Here is a 13,432-nt window from a genome sequence, read left to right as displayed (position 1 = left end):
GCTTCACTCCATTTCACTAATCATGGTGGCAACTAGTGACAGGGCAGTGACGCAGTGCCACATTGCCGGGCATGGCAGACACCCATCCCGTTTTCTGCACCATCGTGCCTCCGCATGTCCTCGACAAGCTGGCACGCGCCGGTGACCCGGCGGTCTCCGAGCGCGCCCGCCGCACCCTGGAGGCGGACTCCGCGCAGCGCACCCGCCGCCGGCTGACGGCGGTCACCGGCCCGGCCGCGGCCGCCTCCCCGGCCGCTGAGCCCGCGAACGCCCCCGACCGGCCCGACCGCACCGTCCACGACTGCCGCAACGGCACCCGGCTGCCGGGGGTGAAGGTCCGCGGCGAAGGCGACGGGCCCGGCGGGGACGCGACCGTCAACCGGGTGTACGCGGGCCTCGGCGCCACCTTCGAGCTGCTGCTGAAGTCGTACGGCCGCAGTTCCCTCGACGGCCTCGGACTGCCGCTGACCGCGAGCGTCCACTACGGCCGTGACTACGGCAACGCCTTCTGGAACGGCGAGCAGATGGTCTTCGGCGACGGGGACGGGGAGATCTTCCTCGACTTCTCCCTGCCCGTGGACGTCATCGCGCACGAGCTGGCCCACGGCCTCACCCAGTACACGGCGAACCTGGAGTACTACGGGCAGCCGGGCGCGCTCAACGAGTCCGTCTCCGACGTCATCGGCTCGCTCGTCAAGCAGTACACCCTCGACCAGAACGCCGAGGCGGCCGACTGGCTCATCGGCGAGGGGCTGCTGGCCCCCGGGGTGACCGGTGTGGCGCTGCGGAGCATGAAGAACCCGGGGAGCGCGTACGACGACGACGTCCTCGGCAAGGACCCCCAGCCCGGGTCGATGGAGGACTACGTCGTCACCAGCCGGGACAACGGCGGGGTCCACATCAACTCCGGCATCCCCAACCGGGCCTTCTTCCTGCTGGCGACCCAGCTGGGCGGCAGGGCGTGGGAGCGGGCCGGGCAGATCTGGTTCGACACGCTGACGGGCGGAGAGCTGTCCCCGGACGCCGAGTTCGCGGAGTTCGCCCGGCTGACGGCGGCCGCGGCCTCGGCGCGGTACGGAGAGGGCGAGGAGAGCGAGGCCGTGCTGAAGGCGTGGTCCCAGGTGGGCGTGCCGACCGGCTGAGACGCGAGTTTCCGGCGCGGGTCCCGGTTCCGCCCCGGACCGATCCGTACTAGAACGGGACCATGCTGATCCAGGTACGGCGCACGGGCGGATTCGCCGGCATCGAGCGGACCTCCGAGGTGGACACGGCGGGCCGCCCCGACGCGGAGGCATGGCACGACCTGGCCGGGCGGGCCGTCGCGGACGGCCGCGGGACCCGCCCGATCGGGGTGCCCGACGGGTTCGCGTACGAGATCACCGTGGACGGCCGGACGGTGTACTGCGCGGACCCCCGGCTCACGGACGCCCAGCGCCGGCTGATCTCCCGGGTACTGAAAGAGGGCGCGTGAGGCGGCACCGGACCGCCTCGCCCGTATGGCCCCGGGCCGTACGGAACCCTGCCGAGGGGGCCGGTGCGAGGGCCCGGAGCACGAGGGGCCGGTGCACCCGGCCGCGGTGAGGGGTCCGGTCAGAGGGTTCGGTCAGAGGCCCGGTCGGGGCGGTGTGAGGGGCGGTCCCTCAGAAGCCCAGCTTCCGCAGCTGCTTCGGGTCGCGCTGCCAGTCCTTCGCCACCTTGACGTGCAGATCGAGGAAGACGGGCGTGCCGAGGAGCGCCTCGATGTGCTTGCGGGACTTGGTGCCGACCTCCTTCAGGCGCCTGCCCTTGGGGCCGATGATGATCCCCTTCTGGCTGGGGCGCTCGATGTAGAGGTTCGCGTGGATGTCCAGGAGCGGCTTGTCCTCGGGGCGGTCCTCGCGGGGGATCATCTCCTCGACCACCACGGCGATCGAGTGCGGCAGCTCGTCCCGTACGCCCTCCAGCGCGGCCTCGCGGATCAGCTCGGCGACCATGACCTGCTCGGGCTCGTCGGTGAGATCACCCTCGGGGTAGAGCGCGGGGCCCTCGGGCAGCAGAGGAATCAGCAGATCGGAGACCAGATGGACCTGCCGGTCGCCGACGACCGAGACCGGGACGATCTGCGCCCACTCGAAGCCCAGCTCCCCGGCGAGCCGGTCCACCCCGACGAGCTGCTCCGCGAGGGTCTTGGAGTCGACCAGATCCGTCTTGGTGACGATCGCGACCTTCGGGGTCTTCCTGATCCCGGCCAGCTCCTTGGCGATATAGCGGTCGCCGGGGCCGAGCTTCTGATCGGCGGGCAGGCAGAAGCCGATGACGTCGACCTCGGCCCAGGTGGTGCGCACGACGTCGTTGAGCCGCTCGCCGAGCAGGGTGCGCGGTTTGTGCAGACCGGGGGTGTCGACCAGGATCAGCTGCGCCTCGGGGCGGTGCACGATGCCGCGCACGGTGTGCCGGGTCGTCTGCGGCCGGTTGGAGGTGATCGCCACCTTCTGGCCGACGAGAGCGTTCGTGAGGGTGGACTTGCCCGCGTTGGGGCGGCCGACGAAGCAGGCGAAGCCCGCCCGGTGGGGGGCGGGCCCGGAGGACTCGATACGAACGCTCATGCCGTTCATTGTCCCTGATCCCCGGGGTCCCCGTGCCCACGGGGATCCGTGGTCCCGGCGGGGCCGGTTCCGCGCCGGGACCCCGGGAGAAAGCCGGTTCCCCGCCCCGGCCTCGTACCGGTGCCGACCCGGTCAGCCCCGTGCCCGCCCGCGCGCCTTGAGTCTCATCCGGGCCCATACCCCGGTACCGGTGAGCACCGCCACCAGGACCAGGGCCACCAGCCAGGGCAGCGCGAAGTAGGAGACGCGCGCCGACTCCCGTACGTCCTCGGCGCTCGCGGTGAGCCGGACCTCGCCCCACTCGATGTGGGGTGCGCCCGACCAGCGTTCCGTGAGCCGGATCCGCTGGCGCGGCAGCAGCTCCGAGGGGATCTTCCTCAGGTCCCGGGCGAGCAGATCGCGGCCGAAGAGGCCCTCGGCCTTGAGGGCGACCTTGGGGTTGAGGGTGACATTGCCCCGGTTGTGGAGCGTGTACGAGATCAGGGCGCTGCTCTCGCCGGTGCCGGGCACCAGGGGCCGGTCGTGGCTGAGCCGGACGTCCTCGACGGCGAGCCCGGGAACGGTGGGCCCGTTCACCCGCAGATAGACCCGCGCGCCGACGGCCCGCTGGACACCGACGGCGACCGCGCCCGCCGAGGGGCTGATCCGCTCGTCCAGCGCCACCAGCGCGCCGGGGTGGTCCCCGGGCTCGGCGGACTCCGGGACGGTGAGGGTGTAGGGCACGGTGACCGAGCCGCGCGGGGGCACGGTGACCCGGCCGCGTCCGGGCCTGATCCAGGCGCCGACTCCCCGCTGCTTCTCGTTCCGGGTCCGTACCGCGAAGCCGCCGTCGCGTTCGGTGTTGTACGCGTCGGCCGCGTACAGCCGGAAGGTGAGGGGGGACTCGGTCTTGTTGCTGATCGTGACCCGGTCGGTGAGACGCGTACCGGGGTCGGCGGTGAGGTAGAAGTACGGCCGCTTGCCCGCCTCCCCGGCGGAGGGGTAGACGGACCACTCCCCGTTCTCCGCGGCGCGTGCCGGCGGTGCCGGGGAGATGCCGGGGACGAGACCGGCGAACAGGGCGGCCAGGACCGGAAGGAGGACGGACCACAGGCGCGTGTGCTGTCTGGGCATGGTGCGGACCCCCCAGGGTCGGGGCGGGCCGACCGGGTGCGCGCCCGGCCCGCCGGGCGGTCAGGTGAGTGTGAGCGTCAGTACACCGGAGTAGGCCCCGGGCGCGGTGAACGCGGGGACGTCCAGCGAGACCTTCGCGTCCACGGTGAACTCACCGCCGGTGAGCGCGCCGTTGGGGGTGGACGCCAGGGTCGCGCCCCCGCCGCCGACGGGCCCCGTGGAACCGGGCACACAGGTGCTCGGGCTGCCCTGCTTGGTGGCACAGGCAGGGGTCCAGCTGAGCTTTCCGGCGTCGATCTTCCCGCCGGGTCCGGTGAAGTCGGTGACCTTGCCGGTCAGGGACCAGCCCGCGGGGCCGCCGCGGAAGTCCTTGACGGTCACCCGCTGGAGGTCGCCGTTCGCCGCGCCGCCCGTGCCGAAGTCCACCGCCGAGAGCTGGACGGTGTCACCGGCCTGGGTCATGGAGAGGGTGCCCGCGGCCACGGTGGCGTTGAGCCTCTGGCTGTTCTCCGGCAGCGGGGTGTCGTCGACGACGGTGTACGCCGCCGGGCCCGCCCCCTTGTCGGCCGACCAGGCGGCCCCCTCGTACGCGACGATGCCGGTGGTCGCCTTGTCGTTCACCTTGAGCCGGGCGGTGAAACCGCCGGTGGCATCCGTCGTGAACGTCATCCTGTCGGCGGTCTCGGCCGTGCCCGCCCGGCCCGCGACGGTGACGTCCGAGAGCGGGGTGAACTCGGACCCGGTGACGGTCACCCGGTCGCCGGGCTTCCCGGAGGCCGTGGCGAGGGAGATCGCGCGCTCGTTGGCGCCGGGCTGCTCCTCGGCGGTGACCGTCTGGGAGACCGGCGCGGGCGGGTTCTTCACCGAGCAGGGTGTGTCCAGCTCCATGATGTAGCTGGTGTGGATGTTGTAGTCACCGGGCGAGAGGGTGATCGAGCCCGGCGCCGTGACCGTGAAGGTGCCGGTCATCTCGAAGGGCGGGAAGGCCCCCTTGCCGGGCACCGGCGGGTTCTTCTTGGGGCCGGTGACCGTGACACTGCCGCTCTGGGCACCGCCGATGGCGACCTTTCCGCTGGGCGTCATGATGTCGGCGGGGAGCGCGAGATCGACCGGGTTGCTGGCGGCCGGCCTGGTGACCTTGTACGTCACCTTGACCGTGTCGCCGACCTTGGGCGAGGCGTTGTCGACGGTGATCTGGGCGGTGGTGGTGCCCTCGATCGGCGGGAGACCGGCGATGTCCGGCGGGATGCACCGGGTGAGGAAGTCGACCGGCACGGACGAGGCCAGCGCGGTGGCGGGTGCGGCGAGCGCCGCCGTACCCGCGAGGAGCGCGGCCGTGCCCAGTGCGGCGGTCCAGCGCCTGGCACCGGTCCGCCGGACGGCTGGTCTTCGTGAGGCGTTTCGGGTGGCTGAAGCCATGTGGTTGGCCCCCTTCGGAGGAATTCAGGTGGCCATTGACGTGGTGCGGCAACGAGAAGTCAATGGAATCGAAATGCACCAACTGATGACCCATCAGATACTGTCAAGATCCCGGCCCCGGGCCGGTGGCGGGGTACGACGCGCCCGGTCCGTCCGGGCCGGGCCAAGGGGTGATCGGACGGGCGAGGAGCGATCGGGACGGACGGCCGCCGGTCCTTCCGGGCGGGCCGCCATCCCGCGCCCGGTCGCCGCCGGCACCGGATACCGCGGGCCGGCCGGCGCCGTCCATCGGTTCCCGGCGTTACACGCCCCCGGCATGACGCGCCCCGGGCGTTACGCGAGGCCCACCCACGCCTCCGCCCCGAACGTCCCCTTCACATCGGAGGCGGCGGTGGCGGGGTCGACCCTGGCCCGCAGGGCGTAGACCGTGGTCTTCCGCGCGCCGCGGACGGCGAGGTGGACCGGGTGCTCGCCCGGGTGGTCCGCGAGGATCCTCTTCAGCTCGCCGACGGACCGCTCGGTGATCCGGTGGGCGGGCAGGGCCAGCCGTACGGGAGGCCGTCCGCCGTGCTCGGCCGAGGCCACGTCCAGCACCGCGAGTTCCCTGCCGAAGACGTTCACGGTGCCGTCGCGGTCCTCGATCCTGCCTCTGACGGAGATGACGTTGTCCTCGGTCAGCGCGTGCTGCACGAGCTGATAGGAGGCCGGGAAGAACAGGACCTCGATGCCCGCGTCCCGGTCCGCGAGGTTCACGACGGCCCACGCGTTGCCCTGCTTGGTCACCTTGCGCTGGATGCCGGTGATCAGCCCGGCCAGCCGTACCTCCCCGGCGGTACGGCCGGAGGCGAGCAGATCCGCGATGGAGCAGTCCCGTGCGCCGGTGAGGATGTGCTCGGCGCCGTCCAGCGGGTGGGACGAGACGTACAGGCCCAGCATCTCCCGCTCGGTCGCCAGGAGTTGCCGCCTCGGCCACTCCGCCTCGTCGATCGGGAAGTCCAGGCCGAAGGCCGGCCGGCTGTCCTCTTCCCCGCCGAGCCCGGCGAAGAGGTCGTCCTGCCCGAAGGCGGCGGCCTTCTTCACCGGGATGATCGCGTCGATGGCGTCCTCGTGGATCGCGGCCAGCCCCTTGCGGGAGTGCCCCAGGGAGTCGAAGGTGCCCGCCTTGATCAGGGATTCGACGGCCCTCTTGTTGAGGGCGGGGAGATCCGCCTTGTCCAGGAAGTCGGGAAAGGAGGTGAACTTCCCCCTGCCGCGGCGGGCGCCGATGACGGCGTCGATGACGTTGTCGCCGACATTGCGTACGGATCGCAGCCCGAACCGCACATCGTCGCCGACGGCCGTGAACTCCGCGATGGACTCGTTCACATCGGGCTGGAGGACGCGCACGCCGTTCTTGCGGGCGTCGGCGAGATAGACCGCCGCCTTGTCCTTGTCGTCGCCGACGGACGTGAGCAGGGCGGCCATGTACTCGGCCGGGTAGTTCGCCTTGAGATAGGCGGTCCAGTACGAGACCAGGCCGTATCCGGCGGTGTGCGACTTGTTGAACGCATATCCGGAGAACGGGAGCATGACGTCCCACAGCGCCTTGACGGCTTCCTCGCCGTAGCCGTTGCCCAGCATGCCGGCGTGGAACTTGTCCCACTCCGCGGCGAGTACCTCGGGCTTCTTCTTGCCCATCGCGCGGCGCAGCAGATCGGCGCCGCCCAGCGTGTATCCGGCCAGTTCCCGGGCGATGGCCATGATCTGCTCCTGGTAGACGAGCAGATGGAAGGTGTTCCCGAGGATCGGCTCCAGGGCCTCGCGCAACTCGGGGTGGATCGGGGTGATCTCCTGGCGGCCGGTCTTGCGGTGGGCGTAGTTGGTGTGGGCGTTCGCCGCCATGGGACCGGGCCGGTAGAGGGCGTTGACCGCGGCGATGTCCTCGAACCGCGTGGGTTCCATCTGCTTCAGCAGGACCCGCATACCGCCGCCGTCGAGCTGGAAGACGCCGAAGGTGTTGCCCTCGGCCAGCAGCCGGTACGTCCTGGCGTCGTCCAGCGGGATCACGAGGGTGGCGGGGTCGCCGTCCCCGGGGTCCACGGTGGCCAGGCTGACGCCCCGGTTCTCCCGGATGTTCTCGATGGCCTGGTCGATGACCCCGAGATTGCGCAGCCCCAGGAAGTCCATCTTGATCAGCCCCATCGCCTCGCACGACGGGTAGTCGAACCCGGTGATCCGCACGCCGTCCGAGGCGCGCATATGCAGCGGGATCCGGTCGGTGAGCCTCGTCTTGGAGAGGATCACCGCGGCGGCGTGCACACCGGTGCCGCGCGTCAGGCCCTCCACCCCGCGGGCGGTGTCGATCACCCGCCTCACATCCGGTTCGCTCTCGTACATCTGCCGGATCTCACCGGCCTCGCCGTAGCGCTCGTGGGAGGAGTCGAAGACCGCGGCCAGCGGGGCGGACTTGCCGTTCTGGTCCGGTGGCAGCGCCTTGGTGATCCGCTCGCCGTGGGAGAAGGGGTAGCCCAGGATCCGCGAGGAGTCCTTGATCGCGTTCTTGGCCTTGATCCTGCCGAACGTGTTCACCATGGCGGTGTACTCGTCGCCGTACTTCTCGGTCACGTAACGCACCATCTGATCGCGCTGCCGGTCGTCGAAGTCGAGGTCGACGTCCGGCGGGTTGATGCGCTCGGGGTTCAGAAACCGTTCGAACAGCAGACCGTGCTCCAGCGGGCAGAGCTCGGTGATACGGATGGCGTAGGCCACGATCGAGCCCGTGGCCGAGCCGCGGCCGGGTCCGAGGGCGATCCGGTTCTCCCGGGCATGGCGGCAGATGTCCGCCACCACCAGGAAGTAGGAGCTGAATCCCATGGGGCCGATGACCGTCATCTCGGTCTCGAAGCGGTCCAGGACATGCCGGGGAACCGGGTCCCCGTAGCGCATCGCCAGGCCCTTGAGGACTTCCCTGCGCAGCCAGGACTCCTGGGTCTCGCCGTCGGGCACGTCGGGGAAGCGCGGCATCTCGTCGACGTAGTCGAAGACCTCGTCGTAGGACTCCACGCGCTCGGCGATCAGCAGGGTGTTGTCGCAGGCCTCCGGCAGCTCCGCGAAGAGGGCGCGCATCTCGGCGGCCGACTTCAGGTAGTAGCCGGAGCCGTTGAAGCGGAAGCGGCCCGGGTCGTCCTTGTTCTTGCCGACCCCGATGCACAGCAGGCTGTCGTGGGCGTCGGCCTGGTCCTCGGTGACGTAGTGCGCGTCATTGGTGGCCAGGAGCGGGATGCCCAGCTCCCCGGCCAGACGCAGCAGATCGCCGCGGACCTCGCGCTCGATGTCCAGACCGTGGTCCATCAGCTCCACGAAGTAGTTCTCACGCCCGAAGATCTCCTGGTAGGCCGCGGCGGCGGCCTTCGCCTCGTCGTACTGGTTCAGCCGCAGACGGGTCTGGACCTCACCCGAGGGGCAGCCGGTGGTGGCGATGATGCCCTCCGGCCGCCCGGCGATCAGCTCGCGGTCCATACGCGGCTTGCCGGACGGGAACTGGCCCTCGTAGCTGGCCTGGGTGCTGAGCCGGAAGAGATTCCGCAGGCCCTGGACGTTCCGTGCCCACATGGTCATATGGGTGAAGCGGCCACCGCCGGAGACGTCCTTCGACCCCTCGCCTTCGTCGCTCATGGCGCGACGGCCGCCGGGCCCCCAGAATTCCTGCTTCCGGGCGAAGCGGGAGGAGGGTGCCACATACGCCTCGATACCGATGATCGGCGTCACGCCCTCGAAGCCCTTCGCCACCTGGGCGAACTCATAGGCCCCGAACATATTGCCGTGGTCGCTCATCGCGATCGCCGGCATCTTCTGCCGGGCCACCTCACCGAACATCGGCTTCAGCTTCTGAGCGCCGTCCAGCATGGAGTACTCGGTGTGATTGTGCAGGTGGACGAAGGAATCCGGCACAGCTTGGTCACCTCCGGGATCAGTGGACGACCCCGTCCCGGCCGGAGCCGGCCGGAGCCTCGCTGGGGACTGGCCGCACCGGCGGTGCAGGGGGACGGACGCACACCGGTCCGTCGGCGCCTGATCACCCCGGCCGGGACGGACCACCGGGAACGCGCGCCCGCCCCAGACGGCCCACAGGCACCCGGCAACCGGCCGGGAGCACATCCGCACCCCGCCGCCCGCACAACCAGACGTTGACCCGACACATCAAAGCGAGCAAGGCACACCGGGATCAAACAACTACTTCGGCCACCCAGCACAACCGATCGTTGTACGCCTAGGATGGCCGGTGTGGATCTCCCTGCCGTACGTACCTTTGTCGCCGCCGCCGAGGGCGGCCAGTTCCAGGAAGCCGCGGCCGCCCTGTCGATCACCCAGCAGGCCGTCTCCAAGCGCATCGCCGCCCTGGAGAGGGAACTCGGGGTGAAGCTCTTCACCCGTGCCGCGCGCGGAGCCCTGCTCACCCTCGACGGCCAGGCGTTCCTTCCGTACGCCCGGGCACTCCTGGAGGCCGAGGAGCGGGCGGTCGCCTCCGTACGCCCCGGCCAACGCGCGCTGCGGGTCGATGTGATCGGCCGCCGGCTCTCGGTGGCCGGGCTGCTGCGCGATTTCCACCGCGCCTATCCCGAGATCGATCTCGATGTGGTGACCCTCCTCAACGCGGGTGTCGGCGCCGCCGTCGACGCCGTCCGGTCGGGGACGATCGACGCGACCTTCCGCGCCGTCACCATGCCGGGACAACCGCTCCCCGACGGCATCGAGGCCACCCCGGTCCTCGATGAGCCCCTGCAGCTGTTCACCGGTCCTGCCCACGAGTTCGCCGGTGCGCCCGCGGTCGCTCCCGCCCGGCTCGCCGGGCGCCGGATCTGGATGCCCGGCAACGTACCCGGAACCGAATGGGCGGCCTATTACGACGAACTCGCCGCCGCTTTCGGGCTCACCATCGACTCCATCGGCCCGGACTTCGGTATCGAGCCCCTCCTCGACACGATCGCGGCCTCCTCGACCCTGGCGACCTTCGTCTCCGCGCAGACCCCTCTCGTCTGGCCCGCGGGCCACGACCTGCGGCGCATCCCCCTGCGTGACCCGACCCCGGTCTACCCGCACTCGCTCATCTGGCGCACCGACAACCCGCACCCCGCCCTCACGGCCCTGCGGGACCATCTCACCTCGGCCTACCCCGGCCGCCCGTCCGAAGGGATCTGGCTACCGGGGTGGGCTCAGCGGGCTTAGGACACGCCCGGGCCGGCCGGGGGCACGGGATGGCCGGGGAGCGTACGGCTGGACCCGGCGCGGGAAGTGGGGGCGTACGGGGGCCGGTGCGGGCCCACGGGAGGACGCGAGAGGTTGCCCGGCGTACGGGCGGCGGTTGACCCTGACTAGGTAGCCGGGCCGCGCACGGCGACGGCCAGATGCTCGCGGAAGTCGGCCTGACCGTACCCGGGGAGGCAGTTGGGGGCGAGCCCGTCGGAAACGCCCCCGAGGGGTGGACCGGCGGGTGGGTCAGCCCGCCGTCACGGCCGTCTTCAGCTGCCCGTCGGGCCCCGCGAGCAGCACCGGGGTCGCGGGCCCGCCCAGGTCGCGTACGGCCGCGCGGTCCTCGTCCGTCACCGCATCCGCCTCGGAGACCACGGCGGCGGCCTCCAGGGACTTCGCACCGCTGGCCACGGCCATCGCGACGGCGGTCCGCAGCGCACTGAGCACGAGCGACTCCAGGCCGACGGTCCCCGCGACATAGGTGCGCCCGGTCTCGTCCCGAACGGCGGCACCCTCGGCCACACCGTTGCGGGCCCGGGCACTGCGCGCCAGCGTAATGATCTTGCGGTCCTCGGGGCCGAGGGCGCCGGGGCCACCGCCCTGGGGTTCGGTGCTCTGGGTCATGCCCCGAGCATAGATCGCACCCGGCGAGGCCCCGGCGAGGCCCCCGGACCGGACGGCACGCGGGCTCCGGAACTCACCGCACCGCACCGGACTCGCGCCACGGGCCCGCACCGGGACCCTCCCGCCGGGGTGCAGCGCGATCACCTCCCGGCGGGCCGGCCCGCGCCGTGTCGGTCAGGCGCGGTCGAGGCGCAGTCTCACCGCCTTGGGAAGTCCCGCCACCACCAGGTCGTACGAGTCCTCGATCAGCTCCCTGACCAGCGTGTCCGGGAGATCGGCGACCGTCACCGTGTTCCAGTGGCGCTTGTTCATGTGGTAGCCGGGAACGATCGCCGGATGCTCGGCGCGGAGCTGGACCGCGAGGTCCGGATCGCATTTCAGATTGACCGTCAGAGGGTCGCCGTCCAGCGCGCTGAGGGCGAACATCTTTCCGGCCACCTTGAAGACCGAGGTCTCCTCGCCGAAGGGGAACTCCTCGACCACGTCGTTGAACTCCAGGCAGAACGCCTTCAGTTCCCGGGCCCTCACGCGCCCGCCCCCGGACCGCGCCCGCCGCGCCCCCGACAGCGGCCGGTGGTCAGCGGCCGCCACCTCGCCGAACCGGGTCCGTGCGCCGCCCGTACCGGCCCGTGCGCGGTGCGCCCCCGGCCGGGTGCCGTCGTCCTCATGCCGCGTTCTCCCCTTCCCGTCGGGCCTCGACCGGCTCGGCGAGGACCGTCACGATCTTGTTGCGGCGGCCTGCCGGAGACTCGGCCGTCAGCCGCAGCGCCCGCCCGTCGGGAAGTTCCACCAGCGCGCTCGCGCCCGCGATCGGGACCCGCCCCAGGGCCTTCGCCAGCAGTCCGCCGACGGTCTCCACATCCTCGTCGTCCAGCTCGTCCAGCCCGTACAGTTCGCCCAGATCACCGATGTCGAGACGGGCGGTGACCCGGAAGCGGCCGTGGCCCAGGTCCTCGACCGGCGGCAGCTCACGGTCGTACTCGTCCGTGATCTCGCCGACGATCTCCTCCAGGATGTCCTCGATCGTGACGATGCCCGCCGTACCGCCGTACTCGTCGATGACGACGGCGACATGATTGCGCTTCTGCTGCATCTCGCGCAGCAGATCCCCCGCGTTCTTGGTGTCGGGCACGAAGACCGCGGGCCGCATCGCCGTGGAGACCAGATCCGCCTCGGCCTCCCGGTTGATGTGCGTCTTGCGGACCAGGTCCTTGAGATAGACCACGCCCACGATGTCGTCCTCGTTCTCGCCGGTGACCGGGATACGGGAGAAACCGGAGCGCAGCGCGAGGGTGAGCGCCTGCCGGACGGTCTTGTACCGCTCGATGCAGATCAGATCGGTGCGCGGCACCATCACCTCCCGTACCAGCGTGTCGCCCAGTTCGAAGACGGAGTGCACCATCCGGCGCTCGTCGTCCTCGATCAGCGACTCCCGCTCGGCGAGGTCCACCATGGCCCGCAGCTCGGCCTCGCTCGCGAAGGGGCCCTTGCGGAATCCCTTGCCGGGCGTGAGCGCGTTGCCGATGAGGATCAGCAGCTGGGGGATGGGGCCCATGATCCTGGCCAGCGGCAGCAGGACGTAGGCGGCGGCCGTCGCCGTGTTCAGCGGGTGCTGGCGGCCGATGGTGCGGGGAGAGACACCGACCGCGACATACGAGACGAGCACCATCACGCCGATGGCGACGGTCAGCGCCTCCCAGGTCTCGGAGAACTCCTGGAGGCAGGCGTAGGTCACCAGAACGCCCGCGGCCATCTCGCACGCCACCCGGACCAGCAGGGCAACGTTGAGATACCGCGTCGGGTCGGCCGCGACCTGTTCCAGCCGGGCGGCTCCGCGCCGCCCGGAGCGCACGGCTTCGGCGGCCCGGAAGCCGGAGACCCGCGCGATGCCCGCCTCGGCGCACGCCGCCAGCCAGGCGACGACGACCAGCAGGACCGCGCCGGTGATCAGTGCGGCGCTCATGACACGGTCGGCGCCGGGGAGGGGCCGGTGAGGCCCTTCTCCGCCCGCCAGCCGTCGACGATGGCCGCCTGGAGGCCGAACATCTCCGCCTTCTCGTCCGGCTCCTCGTGGTCGTAGCCCAGCAGATGCAGCACCCCGTGAACCGTCAGAAGCTGGAGCTCCTCGTCCATGGAGTGCTGTGTCGGGGCCTGCTCTCCCTGCCGCCTGGCGACCTCGGGGCAGAGCACGATGTCACCGAGGAGCCCCTGGGGGGGCTCCTCGTCGTCCTTGACCGGGGGACGCAGCTCGTCCATCGGGAAGGACATGACATCCGTCGGGCCCGGGAGGTCCATCCACTGGAGGTGCAGTTGCTCCATGGCCTCGGCGTCCACGACGATCACCGACAGCTCGGAGAGCGGATGGATGCGCATTCTGGCGAGCGCGTAGCGGGCCACCTCAAGGACGGCCTGCTCGTCGACCTCGGTTCCGGACTCGTTGTTGACGTCGATCGACATGGTGT

At 71.0% G+C, this 13,432-nt stretch carries 11 protein-coding genes; 3 read left to right on the top strand and 8 right to left on the bottom strand.

What is annotated here, in order from left to right:
• Nucleotides 1-71 precede the first annotated feature (71 nt).
• On the top strand, nucleotides 72-1,142 hold the full coding sequence (locus tag ACIBCM_RS00285; RefSeq protein WP_399238462.1) for a M4 family metallopeptidase: 1,071 nt from the start codon (nucleotides 72-74) through the stop codon (nucleotides 1,140-1,142).
• A gap of 62 nt (nucleotides 1,143-1,204) precedes the next feature.
• Nucleotides 1,205-1,471 carry a protealysin inhibitor emfourin gene (locus ACIBCM_RS00280; RefSeq protein WP_399238460.1) on the top strand — a complete coding sequence of 89 codons (267 nt, stop codon included), beginning with the start codon at nucleotides 1,205-1,207 and terminating at the stop codon, nucleotides 1,469-1,471.
• 169 nt (nucleotides 1,472-1,640) lie between these two features.
• On the opposite strand, the gene era is transcribed toward ACIBCM_RS00280, so the two are convergent.
• The 4 genes from era to dnaE form a co-directional block, all read right to left on the bottom strand.
• Nucleotides 1,641-2,594 (bottom strand): GTPase Era, encoded by a 954-nt coding sequence (era, locus tag ACIBCM_RS00275; protein ID WP_399238457.1) that lies wholly within the window; start codon nucleotides 2,592-2,594, stop codon nucleotides 1,641-1,643.
• A 123-nt stretch (nucleotides 2,595-2,717) separates the two neighbouring features.
• The gene (locus tag ACIBCM_RS00270; RefSeq protein ID WP_399238455.1) at nucleotides 2,718-3,698 is read right to left on the bottom strand and encodes a WxL protein peptidoglycan domain-containing protein; all 981 of its coding nucleotides are present in this window, start codon (nucleotides 3,696-3,698) and stop codon (nucleotides 2,718-2,720) included.
• Nucleotides 3,699-3,758: 60 nt separating this feature from the next.
• Nucleotides 3,759-5,117 carry a beta-xylosidase gene (locus ACIBCM_RS00265; protein WP_399238453.1) on the bottom strand — a complete coding sequence of 453 codons (1,359 nt, stop codon included), beginning with the start codon at nucleotides 5,115-5,117 and terminating at the stop codon, nucleotides 3,759-3,761.
• A gap of 333 nt (nucleotides 5,118-5,450) precedes the next feature.
• Nucleotides 5,451-9,047 carry a DNA polymerase III subunit alpha gene (gene dnaE, locus ACIBCM_RS00260; protein WP_399238451.1) on the bottom strand — a complete coding sequence of 1,199 codons (3,597 nt, stop codon included), beginning with the start codon at nucleotides 9,045-9,047 and terminating at the stop codon, nucleotides 5,451-5,453.
• Nucleotides 9,048-9,380: 333 nt separating this feature from the next.
• Here dnaE and ACIBCM_RS00255 point away from each other — a divergent pair, with 333 nt between their 5' ends.
• Nucleotides 9,381-10,322 carry a LysR family transcriptional regulator gene (locus ACIBCM_RS00255; RefSeq protein WP_399238449.1) on the top strand — a complete coding sequence of 314 codons (942 nt, stop codon included), beginning with the start codon at nucleotides 9,381-9,383 and terminating at the stop codon, nucleotides 10,320-10,322.
• Between the two features lie 270 nt (nucleotides 10,323-10,592).
• Here the strand turns inward: ACIBCM_RS00255 and ACIBCM_RS00250 are convergent, their stop codons facing one another.
• From ACIBCM_RS00250 to ybeY, 4 genes are all read right to left on the bottom strand, one after another.
• Entirely contained in the window at nucleotides 10,593-10,970 is a 378-nt protein-coding gene (locus ACIBCM_RS00250; RefSeq protein WP_399238447.1) for a cytidine deaminase, read from the bottom strand.
• A gap of 174 nt (nucleotides 10,971-11,144) precedes the next feature.
• Entirely contained in the window at nucleotides 11,145-11,498 is a 354-nt protein-coding gene (locus ACIBCM_RS00245) for an MmcQ/YjbR family DNA-binding protein (protein WP_399238445.1), read from the bottom strand.
• 136 nt (nucleotides 11,499-11,634) lie between these two features.
• Entirely contained in the window at nucleotides 11,635-12,933 is a 1,299-nt protein-coding gene (locus tag ACIBCM_RS00240; RefSeq protein WP_399238443.1) for a hemolysin family protein, read from the bottom strand.
• Nucleotides 12,930-13,427, bottom strand: coding sequence for an rRNA maturation RNase YbeY (gene ybeY, locus ACIBCM_RS00235; RefSeq protein ID WP_399238441.1), 498 nt, complete (start codon nucleotides 13,425-13,427; stop codon nucleotides 12,930-12,932). Before ybeY ends, ACIBCM_RS00240 begins: the two co-directional genes overlap by 4 nt.
• Nucleotides 13,428-13,432: the final 5 nt, after the last annotated feature.

The sequence above is a fragment of the Streptomyces sp. NPDC051018 genome (genome assembly GCF_044456085.1).
Classification (GTDB): Bacteria; Actinomycetota; Actinomycetes; order Streptomycetales; family Streptomycetaceae; genus Streptomyces.
The sequence above is the reverse complement of the archived record's forward strand: the minus strand, read 5'-3'. Positions and strand labels throughout refer to the sequence as shown.

What these genes read in the sequence shown, in the direction of transcription:
- ACIBCM_RS00285 (WP_399238462.1), top strand. Translation starts at nt 72, where the DNA reads ATGGCAGACACCCATCCCGTTTTCTGCACCATCGTGCCTCCGCATGTC.
- ACIBCM_RS00280 (WP_399238460.1), top strand. Translation starts at nt 1,205, where the DNA reads ATGCTGATCCAGGTACGGCGCACGGGCGGATTCGCCGGCATCGAGCGG.
- era (WP_399238457.1), bottom strand. Translation starts at nt 2,594, where the DNA reads ATGAACGGCATGAGCGTTCGTATCGAGTCCTCCGGGCCCGCCCCCCAC.
- ACIBCM_RS00270 (WP_399238455.1), bottom strand. Translation starts at nt 3,698, where the DNA reads ATGCCCAGACAGCACACGCGCCTGTGGTCCGTCCTCCTTCCGGTCCTG.
- ACIBCM_RS00265 (WP_399238453.1), bottom strand. Translation starts at nt 5,117, where the DNA reads ATGGCTTCAGCCACCCGAAACGCCTCACGAAGACCAGCCGTCCGGCGG.
- ACIBCM_RS00250 (WP_399238447.1), bottom strand. Translation starts at nt 10,970, where the DNA reads ATGACCCAGAGCACCGAACCCCAGGGCGGTGGCCCCGGCGCCCTCGGC.
- ACIBCM_RS00240 (WP_399238443.1), bottom strand. Translation starts at nt 12,933, where the DNA reads ATGAGCGCCGCACTGATCACCGGCGCGGTCCTGCTGGTCGTCGTCGCC.
- ybeY (WP_399238441.1), bottom strand. Translation starts at nt 13,427, where the DNA reads ATGTCGATCGACGTCAACAACGAGTCCGGAACCGAGGTCGACGAGCAG.